Origin of the sequence: Pseudomonas sp. S5D5, assembly GCF_003013355.1 — a bacterium.
Taxonomy (GTDB): Bacteria; Pseudomonadota; Gammaproteobacteria; order Pseudomonadales; family Pseudomonadaceae; genus Aquipseudomonas; species Aquipseudomonas aylmerensis.
In genome coordinates, this window is sequence record NZ_PTEO01000001.1 from 401,364 (window position 1) to 418,213 (window position 16,850).

Genomic DNA, 16,850 nt, shown 5'->3' on the forward strand with positions numbered 1-16,850 from the left:
AAAAAATGCCCCGTCTCGAAAGAGGCGGGGCATTTTTTGTGGTGCTTTGAAACTCAGCGGTTGCGGGTCAGCAGCGCTGGTTTTTCACCACGAGGACGGCCTGGCAGTTGATCCAACTGCTCCGGTGTCGGGAAGCGGTCGGCTTTCGACTCCTTGTGGATGATCTTCGGCGCCGGGCCACCGCGCGGGTTCTGCACGGCGGGTTCGGACAAGCGTGGCTGGTCGTCACGGGCCGGGCGACGGTTGTTGCTGCGCGAATCATCGCGACGGGCCTGGCCATCACGAGGCGCGCCGTTACGCGGGCCGTTGCGCTTGGCCGGTGGCGTACCGGTGGTGCCGCCGCTGCTGTTGCGCGGACCGTTCTGACGACCGCCCTGTGGCTGGCCGCCACGTGGGGCACCAGCGCCGGCACCTTGCGCCGGGGCGCCTGGACGACGGCCACGACCCTGGGCCGGTTTGGCCTGGGGCACGTAGTCAACGCGGTTACCGAAGTTATCCACGTCGTCGTCGAGGAACTCGTCCGGGGCGCGGTCGGCTGCAGCACGTGGTGGCTGGGTCGGCTGGCGCTGTTCGCGGGCCGGGGTGCCTTCACGTGGTTTTTGCTCACGGGCCGGGCGCTCGCCACGGCCGTTGGTAGGCGCTTTTTCCTTGCCGCCCTTGTCCTTGCCCTTGTCGCGACGACCACCGCCACCGCCGCCGTTCGGGCCATCGCCCTTCGGACCGCGTGGGTTGCGTGGGTTGCGCACGTCCGGACGCTCGCGCGCTTCTGGCTTTTCAGCCTCGACGGCGCTGGCATCGAAGCCCATCAGGTCGCCGTCGGCGATTTTCTGCTTGGTCATGCGCTCGATGCTTTTCAGCAGCTTTTCTTCGTCCGGTGCAACCAGGGAGATGGCTTCACCCGAACGACCGGCACGGCCGGTACGGCCGATACGGTGCACGTAGTCTTCGTCGACGTTCGGCAGTTCGAAGTTGACCACGTGTGGCAGTTGGTCGATATCCAGGCCGCGGGCGGCGATATCGGTGGCCACCAGGATGCGCACTTCACCGGCCTTGAAATCGGCCAGGGCTTTGGTGCGGGCGTTCTGGCTCTTGTTGCCGTGGATGGCGACGGCGGTGAGGCCGTGTTTGTCCAGGTACTCGGCCAGGCGGTTCGCGCCGTGCTTGGTGCGGGTGAACACCAGTACCTGTTCCCACGCGCCGGCGGTGATCAGGTGGGCCAGCAGCGCACGCTTGTGGCTGGCGGCCAGGCGGAACACGCGTTGTTCGATACGCTCGACCGTGGTGTTCGGCGGCGTGACTTCAATGCGTTCCGGGTTGTGCAGCAGCTTGCCGGCCAGGGCGGTGATGTCGTTGGAGAACGTTGCCGAGAACAGCAGGTTCTGACGTTTGGCCGGCAGGCGGGCGAGGACCTTTTTCACGTCATGGACAAAGCCCATGTCGAGCATGCGGTCTGCTTCGTCCAGCACGAGGATTTCCACGTGGGACAAGTCGACGCTGCCTTGGCCGCACAGGTCGAGCAAGCGACCGGGGCAGGCGACCAGCACGTCGACACCACGGGACATGGCCTGAACCTGTGGGTTCATGCCGACGCCGCCGAAGATGCAGGCGCTGACGAACTTCAGGTCGCGGGCATACAGCTTGAAGCTGTCGTGCACTTGCGCGGCGAGTTCGCGGGTGGGGGTCAGGACCAGTACGCGCGGTTGGCGCGGGCCGTGACGCTGGGATTTGTCCGGGTGACCATTGGGGAACAACCGCTCCAGAATCGGGAGGGCGAAGCCGCCGGTTTTACCAGTACCTGTCTGAGCCGCAACCATCAGGTCGCGACCTTGCAACACGGCGGGAATGGCCCGCTGTTGCACCGGAGTAGGCTCGGTATAGCCCGCTGCCTCGATGGCGCGGACTAAAGCCTCGGAGAGACCGAGGGAAGCAAAGGACATGAGTAATCCTGTTTTAGTTAGGGCTTGGCCCAGAGGGATAATCTTGCCGGGCGCGAATGGCGCTTAGGGGAGCGCAATCCCGTCCGGTCCTGCTGCGTCTGGCGAGCACTCCACCGGCTCGCGCGGGCTGAAAGCTGCGCTGTAGCGGGGTTGGGTGCCTTTTTCAAGACCTCAGCGGCCGGGCGTAAGCCTGGCGGAAAGGCCGGAGTATAACAGAGCAATCACTGCGCGCTGCTTTCCTGCTGCTCAACGGTGTCTCCTGCTGCCGATATGGCCTGGATTCCACCATATTTGGCACTCAAGGCGGCGTAGGCCGGTTCCTGTTTGAAGCGCCTGAGCTCGGCGGCAAAGCGCTGCACCAGCAGGTCCATGCCCGCACCCCGGCGCACGGCCAGGAACTGCGGCTGGCGGCTGACCACGACCTGGGCCTGGCTGACCTTGCCTTCCAGGCCCATGGCCTTGATCACGTGCTGGCCGACCCGGCGGTCGGTGATCACCAGGTCGATGCGCCCGAGCATCAATTTGCCGAAGTTGGCCTCATGGCTGGGCGCCGCTTCGCGGTTGAACAGCGTGGAATCGCTGAAAGGCTCGCCGTACAGGTAGCCTGGCGAGGTGCCGACGGTCAGGCCGCGCAGGTCCTCAAGGCTTTGGGCCGGGTGCGGCCGTTCGTTGGCATAGAACAGGGTGAACTCGACTTGTGACAGCGGTTCGCTGGGGTAGAGCAGCAGCGCGTCGCGCTCATGGCTGTGGAAAATATCCAGCGCGCCGTCGGCCTGGCCCTGGTCAAGCATGGTCAGGCAGCGCTTCCAGGGCAGGAATTGCCACTCGACATCGACCCCCAGGCGCTGGAACACGATCACCGTGGTGTCGTAGTCCAGTCCCTGCATGGCGCCGCGTTCTTCGTACACATAGGGTGCCCAGGGCTCGGTGACAATGCGCAGTTTCTCGCCATAAGCGGCCAGGCTCAGGCAAGTGAAAAGGGCAGCGGTCGCAAGCTTCAGGATCACGGGCATACCCTGAGGTTACGACGCTCCTGCGCTAAAGAGAAGCTCTGGCACACGCATCTGCAGGCGGTATCAATGCGTCTGCGAACTCATCAGGTGCTCGTAGATGGCGGTACGCCGCTCACCGAGAATCAGGCGCACCAACGGGTTGGCGAACCAGTGCTCCAGCTGGTGTGCATCGACCGGGCGCTGCTGGCGCTCTTCCTGATTCTGGCGGGCCTTGTCCCACCAAACCGGGCCACATGCCTGGTCGAACTCGTTTTGGTGCTCGTAGCACCCGTAGAGAATCTCGCGGATGAACTGCTGCTTGCGCTTGGGCAGGGCCAGGGTGATCAGCTTGTACATCAGGCGCTGCAGGCGTGGCGGGCGCGGCAAGTGGGCGGAGACCTTGCATGTGTCGGCCAGGGCCAGGGTGCTGATGGGGCTGGCGCTGTGCTTGGTGATCCACGCCTTGACCTTGGCCCGGAACAGCTGTTTGCGGCTCCAGTAATGGTGGATCAGGTCCGGGCATTGGCGCACGTTGACCTGGCGGTAGGCGGCAACCGACAGGCAGAACTCTTCCAGGGTGTAGGCGCCGAGAGCCATCGGGAACAGTTCGTCCATCAGCGCAATCGACTGGTCCAGCAGGTGCGCGTCCTGGCGTGCCAGGCCCATGACCCCGGAGTTGAGCAGCCACATGTTGTCGTCGGCCAGGCCTTTTTCGCTCAGGTATGGCGCGAGCGCTTCGTACAGCACGCTTTCGCGGTTATCGCCGTACTTGGCGTGGAAGGCGTTGCACAGCAGGGTGCCGGGCGCGACGCGCTCGAACAGGGCCATGGGCGAATCGTGGAAAAACGTATCGGTGTCGATCAGCAGTGCCCGCTCCGCCGTTTCCAGGACTTGGCGCAACAGCACGTGCTTGGTGCGGAAATGGTAACCGTGAGGCTCGCTCCAGCGTTTGCGCGTGGCCTCATCCAGCGTGTGGACCTGCACCGGCAGGCCGTCGTAGGGCGCCGGGTTGTCGCTGAACACCTGGATGTCCAGGGGCAGGTCCTCGGTTGCGCCCAGCTGCGCCAGGGCACTGGCGATGCTGAATACCGCTTCCTGATGATAGGTCTCGGCGCCGAATACCAGGTAAACCAGCTGCGGGCGGGGAGTCGGGGACGCTGTATTCATTTACTGCAGGCTTCCATTCCGGGGAGATGTGAACAAAAAAAGCCCTCGTATAAACGAGGGCCTGGATGCAGCTCGGTCAGACCTCAGCGCGGTAGCTTGAGGTTGTTCCAGATTGCAAGGCTCGGCTCAGCCTGGTTAAGCGTATAGAAGTGCAGCCCGGGTGCGCCACCTTGCAGCAATTCTTCACACATGCTGCTGATGACCTGTTCGCCGAACGCCTGGATGCTCTTGACGTCGTCGCCGTAGGCTTCCAGTTGCTTGCGGATCCAGCGTGGGATCTCGGCACCGCACGCGTCGGAGAAGCGTGCCAGCTTGCTGTAGTTGGTGATCGGCATGATGCCTGGCACGATCGGGATGTTCACACCCATGGCCCGCACGCGCTCGACGAAGTAGAAGTAGCTGTCGGCGTTGAAGAAGTACTGGGTGATCGCGCTGTCGGCGCCGGCGTTGGCCTTGCGCACGAAATTCTGCAGATCGTCTTCGAAGTTGCGCGCCTGGGGGTGCATCTCCGGGTAAGCCGCCACTTCGATATGGAAGTGATCGCCGCTTTCTTCACGGATGAAACTCACCAGGTCGTTGGCGTAGCGCAGCTCACCGCTGGCCATGCCCATGCCGGATGGCAGGTCGCCACGCAAGGCGACGATGCGCTTGATGCCGGCTTGCTGGTATTGGGTCAGCAGGCCGCGCAGGTCGGCCTTGCTGTCGCCCACGCACGACAAGTGCGGAGCGGCGGGAATGTTGGCTTCGCTTTCGAGCTGCAGCACGGTGTTGATCGTGCGGTCACGGGTCGAGCCGCCGGCGCCGTAGGTGCAGGAGAAGAAGTCAGGGTTGTAGCTGGCCAGTTGCTTGGCAACGGCCATCAGTTTTTCATGTCCAGCATCGGTCTTGGTCGGGAAGAACTCGAAGCTGTAGCGACGGTCTTGGGACATGTGAGGTCTCCAGCTGCAAGTTGCAAGCCTCAAGCTGCAAGAGGGCGGTGTGCCTGTTCTTGCAGCTTGGAGCTCGCAGCTGGTAGCTGCTTAAAGAGCAATGAAGTAGCAAGCCCTCGGCACAAGCGCATTTCTTGCCGCTTGCCGCTGAAAGCTTGCCGCTGCTTAGTAGCGGTAAGCGTGCGGCTTGAACGGACCTTCGACGGTCACGCCGATGTAGTCGGCCTGGGTCTTGGTCAGTTGAGTCACGACGCCACCGAAGCCGCGGACCATTTCCAGGGCCACTTCTTCGTCGAGTTTCTTCGGCAGTACTTCCACGGTCAGGCGCTCGGCTTTCTGGGCAGGCGACAGGTCGGCGTATTTCTGGCCGAACAGGAAGATCTGGGCCAGAACCTGGTTGGCGAACGAGCCATCCATGATGCGGCTTGGGTGGCCGGTGGCGTTGCCCAGGTTAACCAGGCGGCCTTCAGCCAGCAGGATCAGGTAGTCATCGTTCTGCGGGTCGAAATCGCCAGCGCCGGTACGGTGAACCTTGTGTACCTGTGGCTTCACTTCTTCCCACGCCCAGTTCTTGCGCATGAAAGCAGTGTCGATTTCGTTGTCGAAGTGACCGATGTTGCACACTACGGCGCGCTTTTTCAGGGCCTTGAGCATGTTCGCATCGCAAACATTGACGTTACCGGTGGTGGTCACGATCAGGTCGATCTTGCCCAGCAGGGCTTTGTCGATGCTCGCTTCGGTGCCGTCGTTCTGGCCGTTGATGAACGGCGAAACCACTTCGAAACCGTCCATGCAGGCTTGCATGGCGCAGATCGGATCGACTTCGGACACCTTGACGATCATGCCTTCCTGACGCAGGGACTGGGACGAACCCTTGCCCACGTCACCGTAGCCGATCACCAGGGCTTGCTTGCCCGACAGCAGGTGGTCGGTGCCGCGCTTGATGGCATCGTTCAGGCTGTGACGGCAGCCGTACTTGTTGTCGTTCTTGCTCTTGGTCACCGAGTCGTTGACGTTGATGGCCGGGATTTTCAGCTCGCCCTTGGCCAGCATGTCCAGCAGGCGGTGTACGCCGGTGGTGGTTTCTTCGGTCACGCCGTGGACGCGGTCGAGGATCTGCGGGTACTTCTTGTGCAGCAGCTCGGTCAGGTCGCCGCCGTCGTCGAGGATCATGTTGGCGTCCCATGGCTTGCCATCCTTGAGGATGGTTTGCTCCAGGCACCACTCGTACTCTTCTTCAGTCTCGCCTTTCCAGGCGAACACGGCGATACCAGCAGCAGCGATAGCGGCAGCGGCCTGGTCTTGAGTCGAGAAGATGTTGCAGGACGACCAGCGTACTTCGGCACCCAGGGCAACCAGGGTCTCGATCAGCACGGCAGTCTGGATGGTCATGTGGATGCAGCCGAGGATCTTCGCGCCCTTGAGCGGTTGCTCAGCGGCGTACTTGCGACGCAGGCCCATCAGCGCAGGCATTTCGGATTCGGCGATAAAGGTTTCGCGACGGCCCCAGGCAGCGAGGGACATGTCGGCGACTTTGTAGTCGTTGAAATCTGCAGGCGTGTTTACAGCGCTCATGAAGAGCCTCCATTCGTAGTGTGCGAATGGGCGCCGTTGTGCGTTTAGTATCCAGCTGGCTAACCAGGCCGGACAACGCCCCATCCGAGCCTGACAGGTTGAACCTGCTGCAGCGCCCCTCGGACAGGTGGCGGGAGAACGGTAGTAGCCGTTCTGAAATCGGGGGCGATTATAGCTGTCTTTGTCCGGCTAGTGGCAAGCAACAAGCTACAAGCGGCAAGTAAGAGCGAATCGGCTACTACTTGCAGCTTGTCGCTTAAAACTTGAAGCTGGGGGCCACAACCCAATCGCCAAACATCTCAAACCTGGAGTCCCCATGAACTTCCACACCCGCAAATGGGTAAAACCCGAAGACCTCAACCCCAACGGCACCCTGTTCGGTGGCAGCCTGTTGCGCTGGATCGACGAAGAAGCGGCGATCTATGCGATTGTCCAGTTGGGCAACCAGCGCGTGGTGACCAAGTACATCTCCGAAATCAACTTCGTCAGTGCCTCGCGCCAGGGCGACATCATCGAGCTGGGCATCACCGCCACCGAATTCGGCCGCACCTCGATCACCCTGACCTGTGAAGTGCGCAACAAGATCACCCGTAAAAGCATCCTCACCGTCGAGAAAATGGTCTTCGTCAACCTCGGTGAAGATGGCCTGCCAGCGCCTCACGGCCGTACGGAAATCAAGTACGTGAAAGACCAGTTTCAAGAGGATGGCATCCAGGAGTAACTGCATGCCCACCGGTTTGGTTTCTGTTACCTGATTGTTCCGGTTGGATCTTTCCCAGGCGCTGTCATCACTCAGCACTACACCCCCCGCAGAGTGAGTCAGCGCATGAAAGTGCTCAATCCGGTCAACCCCGTTCAGTTTCTCTCGCCTGGAGATGTCAGTACCCACGCCGATCACACCGCGAAGATGTTACGGGTGGAGGGCGGCGGCGCGCGCAATCTGATCCTCCAGCGCGATCCCCATGGGCGTGTGGAGGTGACATTGTCGCGGCCGCCCATCACGCATTTGGTGCTCAGCGGTGGTGGCGCCAAGGGGGTTGCCTTTTCGGGGGTGGTGCAGGCACTCGAGGACGCCCGGAAGCTGGAAGGCATCCAGGTGATTTCCGGCTCATCCGCCGGTGCGATTTCTGCGGCATTGATTGCCAGTGGAATGAGTGCCGCAGCCTTCGATGGACTGTCGGACAACATCAGTCTGCCAACCTTGCTGAACAGCAAAGACCCTGTGACGGCCTGGTTGCAGGACGCCAGTTCGACACTGGGCAAATACCTCGGGTACTTGCCGGGCCCGGTCGGCAATATTTCCCAGTTGCTGATGACCCTGCTGCCGCGCCTGAAAACCGATGCCGCCCCGCTGGAGGACATGATCCGCGACGAGTCGCGCAAGGCGCTTCTTGGTCATATTGCCGACACTCCCAGAGAAACCCGGCCTGCCGACGTCATGCGCATTGCTGACAAGCTCAGTGCTGGTGGGGCACCGACGTTTGCCGACCTTGAGGTGTTAAGCCGCAGTATTGCAGCGGTCAAGCAACTCAATATCACCGGCACGGGCATGTTTGGAGGGCGTCCACAGTTGGTAGTGTTCAACAGCAGTTTGACGCCGGACATGGATATTGCCCGCGCTGCGCGTATTTCGGGTTCGTTGCCGGCACTGTTCAAAAGCCCTGTGGAACAGGGGCATGGCTTCCAGATAGCGACAGAAACCACGACCTTTCAGGACGGTGGCCTGATGCTCAATACGCCAGCGCCAGGCGTGGTGGACCGATTGTTTGCCGAGAGCCTCCTGAGCAAGCCCGAGTCGCTGATCATCAAATTCGAGCCTGACTCCGCCGAGGAGCCTGCCCAAAGTGGCAGTTTTTTCAGCAGCTTGGTCGACTGCATTACGGGAACGCCACATTCGGCTGCCGAGGCTTACCAGGATAATAGGCTCAAGGCATTTGCCGACCAGACGCTGGTGTCGCCACTGAATACCGAACAGGGAGATTTTCGCGGCCTGTTCAACGGGACGGTCAACTTCACCATGAAGGATGAGCACAAGCAGCACCTGCAGGAAAGGACCCGTGAAGCGGTGGCTGGGCACCTGCAGAATCTGGCCTCGACGAGGGATTCTCACTCGTTCGGTTCGCTGGATGCGGCGGTGCTGGCGATGGATGATGAAACACTGGCCAGTGTGCAGACGGCATTGCAGGCAGACAGCGCCGCAGCCAGTGTGCTGATGTTTCGAGAAGAAGCGAAACAGGCGTTGCGCGCGCTGGACCATGCGATTACAGAGGTCGATAAGTCGCATGCTGGCTTGCTGTTCACACCGAAGCTGTCGTCGGCAGTGCGCAATCTGGAAGCACTTGCCCGAAGTCCCGAGCAATTGGAGTGGTTGGGACGGCGCTTGAATGACCCAGGCCAGCGAAATTTTCAGCGATTGCTGCAAGTGGCTGCTAATCAGGGCTCCGGCGATGTACCGTCCACTTCCAGGGTCATGGCTTGCGCTGTTGCCGAAATGAAACGTCGCGATATCGCGGTGAGTGCCGAGAGCTTTACACGGGAGGTTATCTACCCGTCACTGTTCCGACCTGGCCAGCCGGCATCCAATGTCGAACTGTTGCAGCGCGCGGCACGAGACTTGGCCAAGGCCACCGCGCCGCAGGCGTTCAATCGTGTGCTTGATGATCTCAGCGAACATTACCAGGCGCGCAACACGCCATGGAGTATGTCTTCCAGTGACACTACTGTGGCGATGGCCAAGGCCTGGCGCAAACGGGTTTAGTTGCCTGGCCACTGAACAGCTACTGTGCCGGCATGTCGTAGCTACAGGCACCCCTCGGACTCTGGTACATCATGGCCACTCAAGCAGACGGCAAGACCCCCAACCTGTCGCAGGAAGAGCAACAGGACGTAGACAAGAACCAACCCCCCCGCGCGGCGGTGTTGCATGAAATCATCCGCACCCAGGGCGACCAGGAGCTGGAGCGCAGCGTCGCCGCCTTGTGGTGGTCGGCGCTGGCTGCCGGCCTGACCATGGGACTGTCGCTGATGGCGATGGGCTTGCTCAACTCGCGCCTGCCAGATGGCGAAGCCTTCAAGGTCATCGCCAGCTTCGGCTACTGCGCGGGCTTCCTCGCGGTGATCCTGGCGCGCCAGCAATTGTTCACCGAAAACACCCTGACCGCCGTGCTGCCGGTGATGAGCAAGCCTACGCTGGGCAATGCGGGACGCCTGCTGCGCTTATGGACAGTCGTGCTGGTCGGCAACCTGTGCGGCACCCTGCTGGTGGCGTATGTGATGCTGCACCTGCCGATCTTCGATACCAAGACCGACCTGGCCTTCCTCGAAATCGGCCGCAAGATCATGGAAAACGACGCCGGCCAGATGTTTGCAAAAGGCATCGTTTCCGGTTGGATGATCGCGACCATGGTGTGGATGATCCCCTCCATGGAAAGCGCCAAGATGTGGATCATTATCCTGATCACTTACCTGATGGCGCTGGGGGACTTCACCCATATCGTCGTCGGTTCGGCCGAGGTTTCGTACCTGGTGTTTGCCGGCGAATTGCCGTGGAAAGACTTCTGGCTGGTGTTTGCCGGTCCGACCCTGGCCGGCAATATCATCGGCGGCAGCTTTATCTTTGCGTTGATCAGTCACGCGCAGATCCGCAGTGAAAGCAGCTTGCCGGGAAAAACCGCTGCGGACCCGAGGCATCCGCAGCAGATCAACAAGGATCAGTGAGGCTCGGGCGTGGCTTGGGGCTCGTCCCGAGTCACGCGCTTGACCAGCCTGCCGATGCTCAACCCCTGCAACAGGATCGACGACAGCACCACGATGTAGGTGATGCTCAGCAGCAGGTCGCGCTCCGGGCCGAGCGGCAATGCCAGTGCCAGCGCTACCGAAACCCCGCCGCGCAAGCCGCCCCAGGTCAGGATGCGGATGGTCCCGCGTGGCACCGTGCGCCAGCGGCGCAGCAGCAGGATTGCCGGAGCAACGGTCAGCAGGCGTGACAGCAGGATTGCCACGGCCAGGAGGCTGGCAGCGAAGACGTGCAGCCAGTTGAACGGCAACAGCAGCAGCTCCATGCCGATCAGCGCGAACAGCAGCGCGTTGAGCATGTCATCGAGCAGTTCCCAGAAGCCATCCAGATAGCGACGGGTCATGTCGTTCATCGCCAGCTTGCGCCCCAGGTTGCCGATGATCAGACCGGCCACCACCATCGCAATCGGCGCCGAGACGTGCAGTTCGGTGGCCATCGCCGAACCGCCGATGACCAAGGCCAGGGTCAGCATCACTTCGATCTGGTGCTGCTCGATGCTCTTGATCATCAGGTACACGAGGTAGCCGATCAGGCCACCAAACACCACGCCGCCAATCGCCTCATGGGCAAACAGCATCGCGGTAGCGCCTACGGTCGGCGTTTCGCCCAGCTGTGCAATACCCAGTAAAACCGTAAACACCACCACCGCCGTGCCGTCGTTGAACAGTGACTCGCCGACGATCGTGGTTTTCAGCGGTTTGGAGGCGTTGGCGGTACGCAGCACGCCCAAGACTGCAATCGGGTCGGTGGGTGAGATCAGCGCGCCGAACAGCAGGCAGTAGAGGAAGCTCACGTGCCAGCCAAACAGCGCGAAGATGTAGTACGCCAGGCTGCCGATCACCACGGTGGCAATCAACACGCCGAACGTTGCCAGCAGGCCGATGGGCCAGCGGTAGCTGCGCAGGTCGTTGAGGTTGACGTGCAGGGCGCCGGCGAACAGCAGGAACGACAGCATCCAGTTCATCAGCAAATCGCCGAAGTCGATCTGGCCGATCAATTGCTGGATACGTTCCTCCAGGCCCGGGTAGCCGAGCACGCTCAGGCCTTGCAGGATCAGCGAAAACAGCAGGGCCGTGACCATCACGCCGATGGTGGGTGGCAGGCCGATAAAACGGAAGTTCACATAGGTGAGCAGGGTGGTGAGGCAGATGAAGGCGGCGACAAGTTCAAGCATCCGGGGTCCTTGGAGGTTGGGTGGCAGTTCTTTGGTGCATGGGTGGACCGCAGGGCGGGCATGAGGTTGCACAGCGCGATAGAACCTTTCGGTGCGCGGCGTGCTCATAGCCGGTAAGTGCGGTTTGCTAGGTTTAGTGCTAAAACTCTAATTTCTGTTTAAAACTACAAAAGGAATCAGTGATGACGGTGGCTTTCTGGTGTGTGTTGATAGCGATTTTCCTGCCTTACCTGTGCACAGGGGTGGCCAAGTTCAGTGGCGGCAAATTCGGCCCGCGGCAGAATCATGATCCGCGCGCTTTTCTGGATACCCTCGACGGCTTCGCCAAGCGCGCCCACAACGCGCAGCTCAACAGCTTTGAGGTGACACCCGCCTTCGCGGCGGCGGTGATTATCGCCCACCTTGCCGGGACTGCGTCGTTGGTGACCATCAATGTGCTGGCGGTGCTGTTTATCACCAGTCGCCTGTTGTACATCATCTGCTACGTCGCCGACTGGGCAATGCTGCGTTCGCTGGTGTGGTTTGTAGGGATGGTATTGATCGCGAGCTTCTTCTTCGTCTCGATCTAAGGCGTAGCCCGGCCCTCTATTGTGGCCGGGCTTACTGTGGCAAGCCGGCTGCTGTGGCAAGCCCGCCTACTGTGGCGAGCGGGCTTGCCCCGCGTTGGGGCGCGAAGCGGCCCCAATCGGCACACCGAGTTTTTTCAGAAGGAACTCGGCGCCTGTTGTCAGGGCTGCTTCGCACCCCAACGCGGGGCAAGCCCGCTCGCCACGAAAGCCCGCTCGCCACAGTAAGTCCGCTCCCCACGACAGGCCTTATCCCCACGACAAGCCCGTTTACACATTTGATCTTCAGTGTTCCTCAGGTACCCGCGGGTGCATCCGGCACGTGCGGCAACGCCGCGCCTTTGGGCCACAGCATCCAGATCTGGCCTTGCTGCTTCATATTCCCCGCCAACTCGCCTGCCGCATCACCCGTGCCCCAGAACAGATCCGCGCGCACTTCGCCGGTGATTGCACCGCCGGTGTCCTGTGCGGCGACGGGACGTGCCAATGCCGAGCCGTCGGGCGTGGTGGTCGACAGCCACAACAGGCTGCCCAGCGGGATCACCTTGCGATCCACCGCCACGCTGTAGCCTGCCGTCAGCGGCACGTTCAGCGAACCGCGCGGACCTTCATTGCTGTCGGGACGGGCGCTGAAGAACACGTAGCTGGGGTTGCTCGCGAGCAGTTCCGGGATTCGCTCCGGGTGCGCCTTGGCCCAAGCGCTGATGGCGCCCATGGTCACTGCTTCTTTCTTCAACTCGCCTTGCTCCACCAGCCAGCGGCCGATAGGACGATAGGGGTAGCCGTTCTGGTCGCCATAACCCACGCGCAGTTGGCGCCCGTCCTTGAGTTGAATGCGGCCCGAGCCCTGGATCTGCAGAAATTGCAGGTCCATCGGGTTGGTCAGCCAGGCAATCGGCTTGGCGCTGGAGCCTTGGCCGTTGATGGCGCTGGCATCGTCATAGGGCTTGAGCACGCGGCCTTCGAGGCGACCGCGCAGGCGCTTGCCCTTGAGTTCCGGATAGATGCTTTCCAGATTGACGATGATCAGGTCATCCGGCACGCCATACACGGGCACATGGGCGGTGGCAGTCTTGGTCAGGCTGCCGGGGTAGACCGGTTCGTAGTAGCCGGTGATCAGGCCATTGGGGGTGTCGTCGGCCGAGCGCAGGCCGAATACATCCAGGCGTTCTTTTAGAAAACCACGCACCGCCACGGCATTGCCCGGCACGGTGGCCGCTGCGGCACAGGTCGCGCCCCAGATCGGGTCGGCCTTGAGGCGTTGGCAGGCGCTGCGCCAGGCTTCAAAGCCGGCCAGCAGGTCGCTGTCGGACACCGCCGGCAGGGCTTCCCATGGCGCGCTCACGTAGGTGGCTACGGCATGGGGTTTGGCCACTTCCTCTGTTTTGTTGGCGTCTTTACCGCCATCACAGCCGGCCAGCAGTGCAGCAATCGGCAGAGCCCACGCCAGGCGGCGGCTCCAGGTTTTCAGCACGACATTCATAAACGCAATTCCTGAAGCGATTGCCCGCGCTGTAGCGCAGTCGGGCAACCCTTATTATTAATAGGGCTATTGGTCTTTACGGGCGGGGCGAGGATACTGGCCGCCGTTTCCCGTGACCCTGAGCCATCATGACTTTTAATAAACTGACGGTTGTATTGCTGGCCTGCGTGGCCTTGTCCGCCTGTGGCGGCGTCGATCCAAATTCCCCGCTGGGCCAGCGCAAGGCGATTTTCAAGCAGATGCTCAAGACCGGCGAGGACCTGGGCGGCATGTTGCGTGGACGCATCCCGTTCGACGGCGCGAAGTTTGCCGAAGGCGCGGTCAAGCTCGATGCGTTGTCGCATGAACCGTGGAAGCACTTCCCGAGCGTGCGCGAAGAAGATCACACCAGTGCCAAGGACGACGTATGGCAACAACAGGCGCGCTTCCAGGAACTGGCCCGCAACCTTGAAGCGGCCACCGGTGAACTGGTGGTCGCCAGCCAGGTCCAGCCGTACAAGGCCAGCAACCTTGGGCCTGCGGTGCAGAAAGTCGAAGATGCCTGCAGCGCCTGCCATAAGCAGTTTCGCGATCACTGACCGGCGTTATTCGTCGAGTTGTTCAACGGCGTCCTGCAGTTCTTTGCGCGACTGGGCGAGCTTGTCCTTACGTTTGTTGATTTTCTCGGCGTCGCCCTTTTTCATTGCCTTGTCGAGGTCAGCCTGACGGCGGCTGACTTCGTGCTTGGCGTCGAGCACCTTGTTTTCGCGCTCCTTCCTCAAGGAGGCGTCGGTGCAGTTGGCAGTGACTTCGCTCAGGGCTTTTTCCAGGCCGGCCTGTTGCGCGCTGTTGCCATGCGCCTTGGCTTGTTCGATCTGGGCGCTGATGGCCTGGCGCTTGGCGGCGCAGCCGGTGAGGGGGGCAACTTCTTCGGCCGCCAGCAGTGGCGTGGCCATGCAGCTTGCGACAGTCAACAAGACAAAGGGGGCGAGAAATTTCATGTGGTACTCCAAAGTCGCAATCTGGCAGCAGGATGAATTCTGCCGCCGTTCAAAGGTGGCCAGGCCGGGTTCAAAACCCGTCTATCCCGGCCACGCGTAGTGTTTCAGCCAAAGCCTGTACGTGCGGATCGCGGAAAAAAGCGCTCAGTTGCGCTGCGCGACCCGGGCCGATGCCATCGGTGGCCTGCCAGGCCTGGGTGTCCTTGGCGGCCAGTGTCTGCCAGCCGCCTTCCAGGTTGTTGCGTGCCGCAGGCGGTATGCCCAGGGCCTTGAGCCATTGGGCGAAGGGCCGTTGCCGCGCGCTGTGCAGGCTGTCGAGCACCCGCGCGCGGCTGCGATCGCCGAAGCCATCAATGTTAGCAAGCTCTGCCGCGTCCAGGGTTAACCAATCGAGAAAGCCTGCGATTAGACCGGCCTGGATCAATATGTTCCAGGTCTCACGGCCGATATGGGGCAAGGCCAGGCCTTGATCACCGCTGAGCCAGGTGAGCCGCGCCAGCAGTTGTTCCTCGCAGCCGGGGTCCAGCTGCCAGCAGCTCAAGGCGTGGAAGTCCAGAGGGTCCGGGACCGGCAGGTCGACCCGGGTGGCGTTGCGCAGGATCACTTGGTCCAACCGTGGGATGATCTGGCCCGCCAGGCTGATGGCGACCTGATCGCCAGGGCGGATGTCCAGTGCTTGCCAGCGTTTCAGCGAGCCGACGTTGACGCGGCTGATCTGCCGGTCATCCAGCCGCACGGGCTCGAGTTCGAGCATGGGGGTGATGCGCCCGGTACGGCCGATCTTGAACCGCACGTTGCGCACCAGTGCCAGGGCCTTGGCCGCCGGGTACTTCCAGGCGACCGCCCAGTACGGCGTGCTGGCCTGCCAGCGCTCGGCGGGTGCGCGCTGCGCCTGGTGCAGCACCACGCCATCACTGGCGAAGGGCAGGGGATGGTTGTACCAATAGGCGCGCCAGTGTGCGGCGTGGGTAATGTCCTGGATGGGCTGGCTGTAGCGCTGGCTGTCGGTGAAACCCCAGCGTGCCAGGCTGGCGAGGCGCTCGTTGAACGCGGCCGGGCCGTCGGGCCAGGCCCAGATGAACACGCCGATGCCGGCGGCTTCGATGTCGCTCAAGTGTTTGCGGTTCATCAGCCCAGCCACTTTGCTGCGGGCATTGAGCCCGCCATGTGCCGACTGCACGTGGTCGTCGAGGCGCCAGTAAAGTTCGCCTTGCAGCACCAGGTCAAGGGGCTCCGGCAGCTGCTGGACAATGGCGGGGATCTTGCGCGCCGAGGCTGACCAGTCCTGGCCGAGCAGGCCATCGCCACGGCTGATGACTCGGCTCAGCCGACCCTGGCGGTACACCAATGTCACCGCCACGCCATCGACCTTGGGTTGTATCCACACTTCCTGGCGCGTGCCGAGCCAGGTGCCGACTGCCTGTTCATCCAGCAGTTTTGCCAGCCCGGTATGGGCGACCGGGTGAGCCAGGGTGCCGCGTGCGCTGGCCAGTGGGTTGTCGGCCTTTGCCGTGGGTTGGGGGAAACATTCGCGCCATTGCGCGAGGCGTTGGCGAGCCTGGTCGTAGAGCTCATCGCTGACGGGGGAATGGCCGAGCCGGTGATAGCTGTCATCCCACTGGCGGATCTGTTCGGCCAGGCTGCCGAGTTGGGTCCGGGCTTCAGCCGGGCAGCCGTCAGCCCAGGCTGAAAAGGTCAGCGTGCTGAGCAGCAGCGCAATCAGTAAGCGCGTCATGAGCATTCCTTGCTCGTAAAGGGCGCCCAGCCTAAGTGATCCAGGCAGGCACAAAAAAGCCCCGGCAGTGCGGGGCTTTTTACCGGGTGTTTCCAGTTACTTGAACAGACCGCCCAAGGCTTTCACGGCGTCATTCTTATCAGCCTTGGCCTCCTGGGTTTGCTGCTTGGCGTCGGCCTTGGCCTGGGTTTCAGCAAGTTTGTTACAGCCTTTGTTGATCTGCTCCTGCGCCGCTTTGAAGGCCTTCACTTTCAGGTTGTCTTTCTGGGCTTCGGCTGCATCGATCTTGGCTTGCAGGTCCGCGGATTGCTTCTGGCAGTCGCCGGAGTTGCCGCCACCCAGTTGGGACGTCAGCGCGCCACTCAGTGCGCTCAGGTCGGCGGATTGGGCCGGCAGGGCGAACAGGCTGAGCAGAAGGGCGGCAGGGGCGAGCGTGGAGATGCGCATGAAAAACCTCAATGTTCGATTGCCTGCGCGCTGATCGATCCCGGGCTGGCGCAGGGCAATATCCAAATA

At 61.9% G+C, this 16,850-nt stretch carries 15 protein-coding genes and 1 riboswitch; of the genes, 5 read left to right on the forward strand and 10 right to left on the reverse strand.

All coding sequences use genetic code 11. The features are described 5' to 3' along the window. Window positions 1-53: 53 nt before the first annotated feature. The 5 genes from C9990_RS01920 to ahcY all read right to left on the reverse strand — a co-directional run bounded on the left by C9990_RS01920 (window position 54) and on the right by ahcY (window position 6,600). Window positions 54-1,937 carry a DEAD/DEAH box helicase gene (locus C9990_RS01920; protein WP_106802412.1) on the reverse strand — a complete coding sequence of 628 codons (1,884 nt, stop codon included), beginning with the start codon at window positions 1,935-1,937 and terminating at the stop codon, window positions 54-56. Window positions 1,938-2,158: 221 nt separating this feature from the next. Beyond that, complete coding sequence (locus C9990_RS01925; RefSeq protein WP_106802413.1) at window positions 2,159-2,950, reverse strand: ABC transporter substrate-binding protein; 792 nt, start codon at window positions 2,948-2,950, stop codon at window positions 2,159-2,161. 63 nt (window positions 2,951-3,013) lie between these two features. Continuing rightward, window positions 3,014-4,096: a hypothetical protein gene (locus C9990_RS01930; protein ID WP_106802414.1), complete on the reverse strand. Its 1,083-nt coding sequence runs from the start codon at window positions 4,094-4,096 to the stop codon at window positions 3,014-3,016. An 83-nt stretch (window positions 4,097-4,179) separates the two neighbouring features. Beyond that, complete coding sequence (gene metF, locus C9990_RS01935; RefSeq protein ID WP_065904866.1) at window positions 4,180-5,025, reverse strand: methylenetetrahydrofolate reductase [NAD(P)H]; 846 nt, start codon at window positions 5,023-5,025, stop codon at window positions 4,180-4,182. 165 nt (window positions 5,026-5,190) lie between these two features. After that, complete coding sequence (gene ahcY, locus C9990_RS01940) at window positions 5,191-6,600, reverse strand: adenosylhomocysteinase (RefSeq protein WP_010207176.1); 1,410 nt, start codon at window positions 6,598-6,600, stop codon at window positions 5,191-5,193. Window positions 6,601-6,621: 21 nt separating this feature from the next. Next, window positions 6,622-6,727, reverse strand: a riboswitch (S-adenosyl-L-homocysteine riboswitch). Between the two features lie 189 nt (window positions 6,728-6,916). On the opposite strand from ahcY, the gene C9990_RS01945 reads away from it, so the two are divergent. The 3 genes from C9990_RS01945 (at window position 6,917) to C9990_RS01955 (ending at window position 10,317) form a co-directional block, all read left to right on the forward strand. Further along, window positions 6,917-7,321 carry an acyl-CoA thioesterase gene (locus tag C9990_RS01945; RefSeq protein WP_065904864.1) on the forward strand — a complete coding sequence of 135 codons (405 nt, stop codon included), beginning with the start codon at window positions 6,917-6,919 and terminating at the stop codon, window positions 7,319-7,321. A gap of 105 nt (window positions 7,322-7,426) precedes the next feature. Further along, entirely contained in the window at window positions 7,427-9,358 is a 1,932-nt protein-coding gene (locus C9990_RS01950) for a patatin-like phospholipase family protein (RefSeq protein ID WP_106802415.1), read from the forward strand. A gap of 71 nt (window positions 9,359-9,429) precedes the next feature. Next, window positions 9,430-10,317, forward strand: coding sequence for a formate/nitrite transporter family protein (locus tag C9990_RS01955; RefSeq protein ID WP_065904861.1), 888 nt, complete (start codon window positions 9,430-9,432; stop codon window positions 10,315-10,317). Here C9990_RS01955 and C9990_RS01960 read toward each other — a convergent pair. Further along, on the reverse strand, window positions 10,311-11,570 hold the full coding sequence (locus C9990_RS01960; RefSeq protein ID WP_065904859.1) for a sodium:proton antiporter: 1,260 nt from the start codon (window positions 11,568-11,570) through the stop codon (window positions 10,311-10,313). The genes C9990_RS01955 and C9990_RS01960 overlap by 7 nt on opposite strands. A gap of 182 nt (window positions 11,571-11,752) precedes the next feature. Here C9990_RS01960 and C9990_RS01965 point away from each other — a divergent pair, with 182 nt between their 5' ends. Next, window positions 11,753-12,139 (forward strand): MAPEG family protein, encoded by a 387-nt coding sequence (locus C9990_RS01965; RefSeq protein ID WP_065904857.1) that lies wholly within the window; start codon window positions 11,753-11,755, stop codon window positions 12,137-12,139. 292 nt (window positions 12,140-12,431) lie between these two features. On the opposite strand, the gene C9990_RS01975 is transcribed toward C9990_RS01965, so the two are convergent. Then, on the reverse strand, window positions 12,432-13,619 hold the full coding sequence (locus C9990_RS01975) for a murein transglycosylase A (protein ID WP_106802416.1): 1,188 nt from the start codon (window positions 13,617-13,619) through the stop codon (window positions 12,432-12,434). Between the two features lie 128 nt (window positions 13,620-13,747). Between C9990_RS01975 and C9990_RS01980 the strand changes: the two genes are divergently transcribed. Continuing rightward, window positions 13,748-14,197, forward strand: coding sequence for a cytochrome c (locus tag C9990_RS01980; RefSeq protein WP_106802417.1), 450 nt, complete (start codon window positions 13,748-13,750; stop codon window positions 14,195-14,197). 6 nt (window positions 14,198-14,203) lie between these two features. On the opposite strand, the gene C9990_RS01985 is transcribed toward C9990_RS01980, so the two are convergent. The 3 genes from C9990_RS01985 to C9990_RS01995 form a co-directional block, all read right to left on the reverse strand. Further along, on the reverse strand, window positions 14,204-14,599 hold the full coding sequence (locus C9990_RS01985; RefSeq protein WP_065904854.1) for a DUF1090 domain-containing protein: 396 nt from the start codon (window positions 14,597-14,599) through the stop codon (window positions 14,204-14,206). 70 nt (window positions 14,600-14,669) lie between these two features. Then, window positions 14,670-16,334 carry an NAD-dependent DNA ligase LigB gene (gene ligB, locus C9990_RS01990; RefSeq protein ID WP_106802418.1) on the reverse strand — a complete coding sequence of 555 codons (1,665 nt, stop codon included), beginning with the start codon at window positions 16,332-16,334 and terminating at the stop codon, window positions 14,670-14,672. Window positions 16,335-16,430: 96 nt separating this feature from the next. After that, on the reverse strand, window positions 16,431-16,781 hold the full coding sequence (locus C9990_RS01995) for a hypothetical protein (protein WP_065904850.1): 351 nt from the start codon (window positions 16,779-16,781) through the stop codon (window positions 16,431-16,433). Window positions 16,782-16,850: the final 69 nt, after the last annotated feature.

What these genes read in the sequence shown, in the direction of transcription:
- C9990_RS01920 (WP_106802412.1), bottom strand. Translation starts at nt 1,937, where the DNA reads ATGTCCTTTGCTTCCCTCGGTCTCTCCGAGGCTTTAGTCCGCGCCATC.
- C9990_RS01925 (WP_106802413.1), bottom strand. Translation starts at nt 2,950, where the DNA reads ATGCCCGTGATCCTGAAGCTTGCGACCGCTGCCCTTTTCACTTGCCTG.
- C9990_RS01930 (WP_106802414.1), bottom strand. Translation starts at nt 4,096, where the DNA reads ATGAATACAGCGTCCCCGACTCCCCGCCCGCAGCTGGTTTACCTGGTA.
- metF (WP_065904866.1), bottom strand. Translation starts at nt 5,025, where the DNA reads ATGTCCCAAGACCGTCGCTACAGCTTCGAGTTCTTCCCGACCAAGACC.
- ahcY (WP_010207176.1), bottom strand. Translation starts at nt 6,600, where the DNA reads ATGAGCGCTGTAAACACGCCTGCAGATTTCAACGACTACAAAGTCGCC.
- C9990_RS01945 (WP_065904864.1), top strand. Translation starts at nt 6,917, where the DNA reads ATGAACTTCCACACCCGCAAATGGGTAAAACCCGAAGACCTCAACCCC.
- C9990_RS01950 (WP_106802415.1), top strand. Translation starts at nt 7,427, where the DNA reads ATGAAAGTGCTCAATCCGGTCAACCCCGTTCAGTTTCTCTCGCCTGGA.
- C9990_RS01955 (WP_065904861.1), top strand. Translation starts at nt 9,430, where the DNA reads ATGGCCACTCAAGCAGACGGCAAGACCCCCAACCTGTCGCAGGAAGAG.
- C9990_RS01960 (WP_065904859.1), bottom strand. Translation starts at nt 11,570, where the DNA reads ATGCTTGAACTTGTCGCCGCCTTCATCTGCCTCACCACCCTGCTCACC.
- C9990_RS01965 (WP_065904857.1), top strand. Translation starts at nt 11,753, where the DNA reads ATGACGGTGGCTTTCTGGTGTGTGTTGATAGCGATTTTCCTGCCTTAC.
- C9990_RS01975 (WP_106802416.1), bottom strand. Translation starts at nt 13,619, where the DNA reads ATGAATGTCGTGCTGAAAACCTGGAGCCGCCGCCTGGCGTGGGCTCTG.
- C9990_RS01980 (WP_106802417.1), top strand. Translation starts at nt 13,748, where the DNA reads ATGACTTTTAATAAACTGACGGTTGTATTGCTGGCCTGCGTGGCCTTG.
- C9990_RS01985 (WP_065904854.1), bottom strand. Translation starts at nt 14,599, where the DNA reads ATGAAATTTCTCGCCCCCTTTGTCTTGTTGACTGTCGCAAGCTGCATG.
- ligB (WP_106802418.1), bottom strand. Translation starts at nt 16,334, where the DNA reads ATGACGCGCTTACTGATTGCGCTGCTGCTCAGCACGCTGACCTTTTCA.
- C9990_RS01995 (WP_065904850.1), bottom strand. Translation starts at nt 16,781, where the DNA reads ATGCGCATCTCCACGCTCGCCCCTGCCGCCCTTCTGCTCAGCCTGTTC.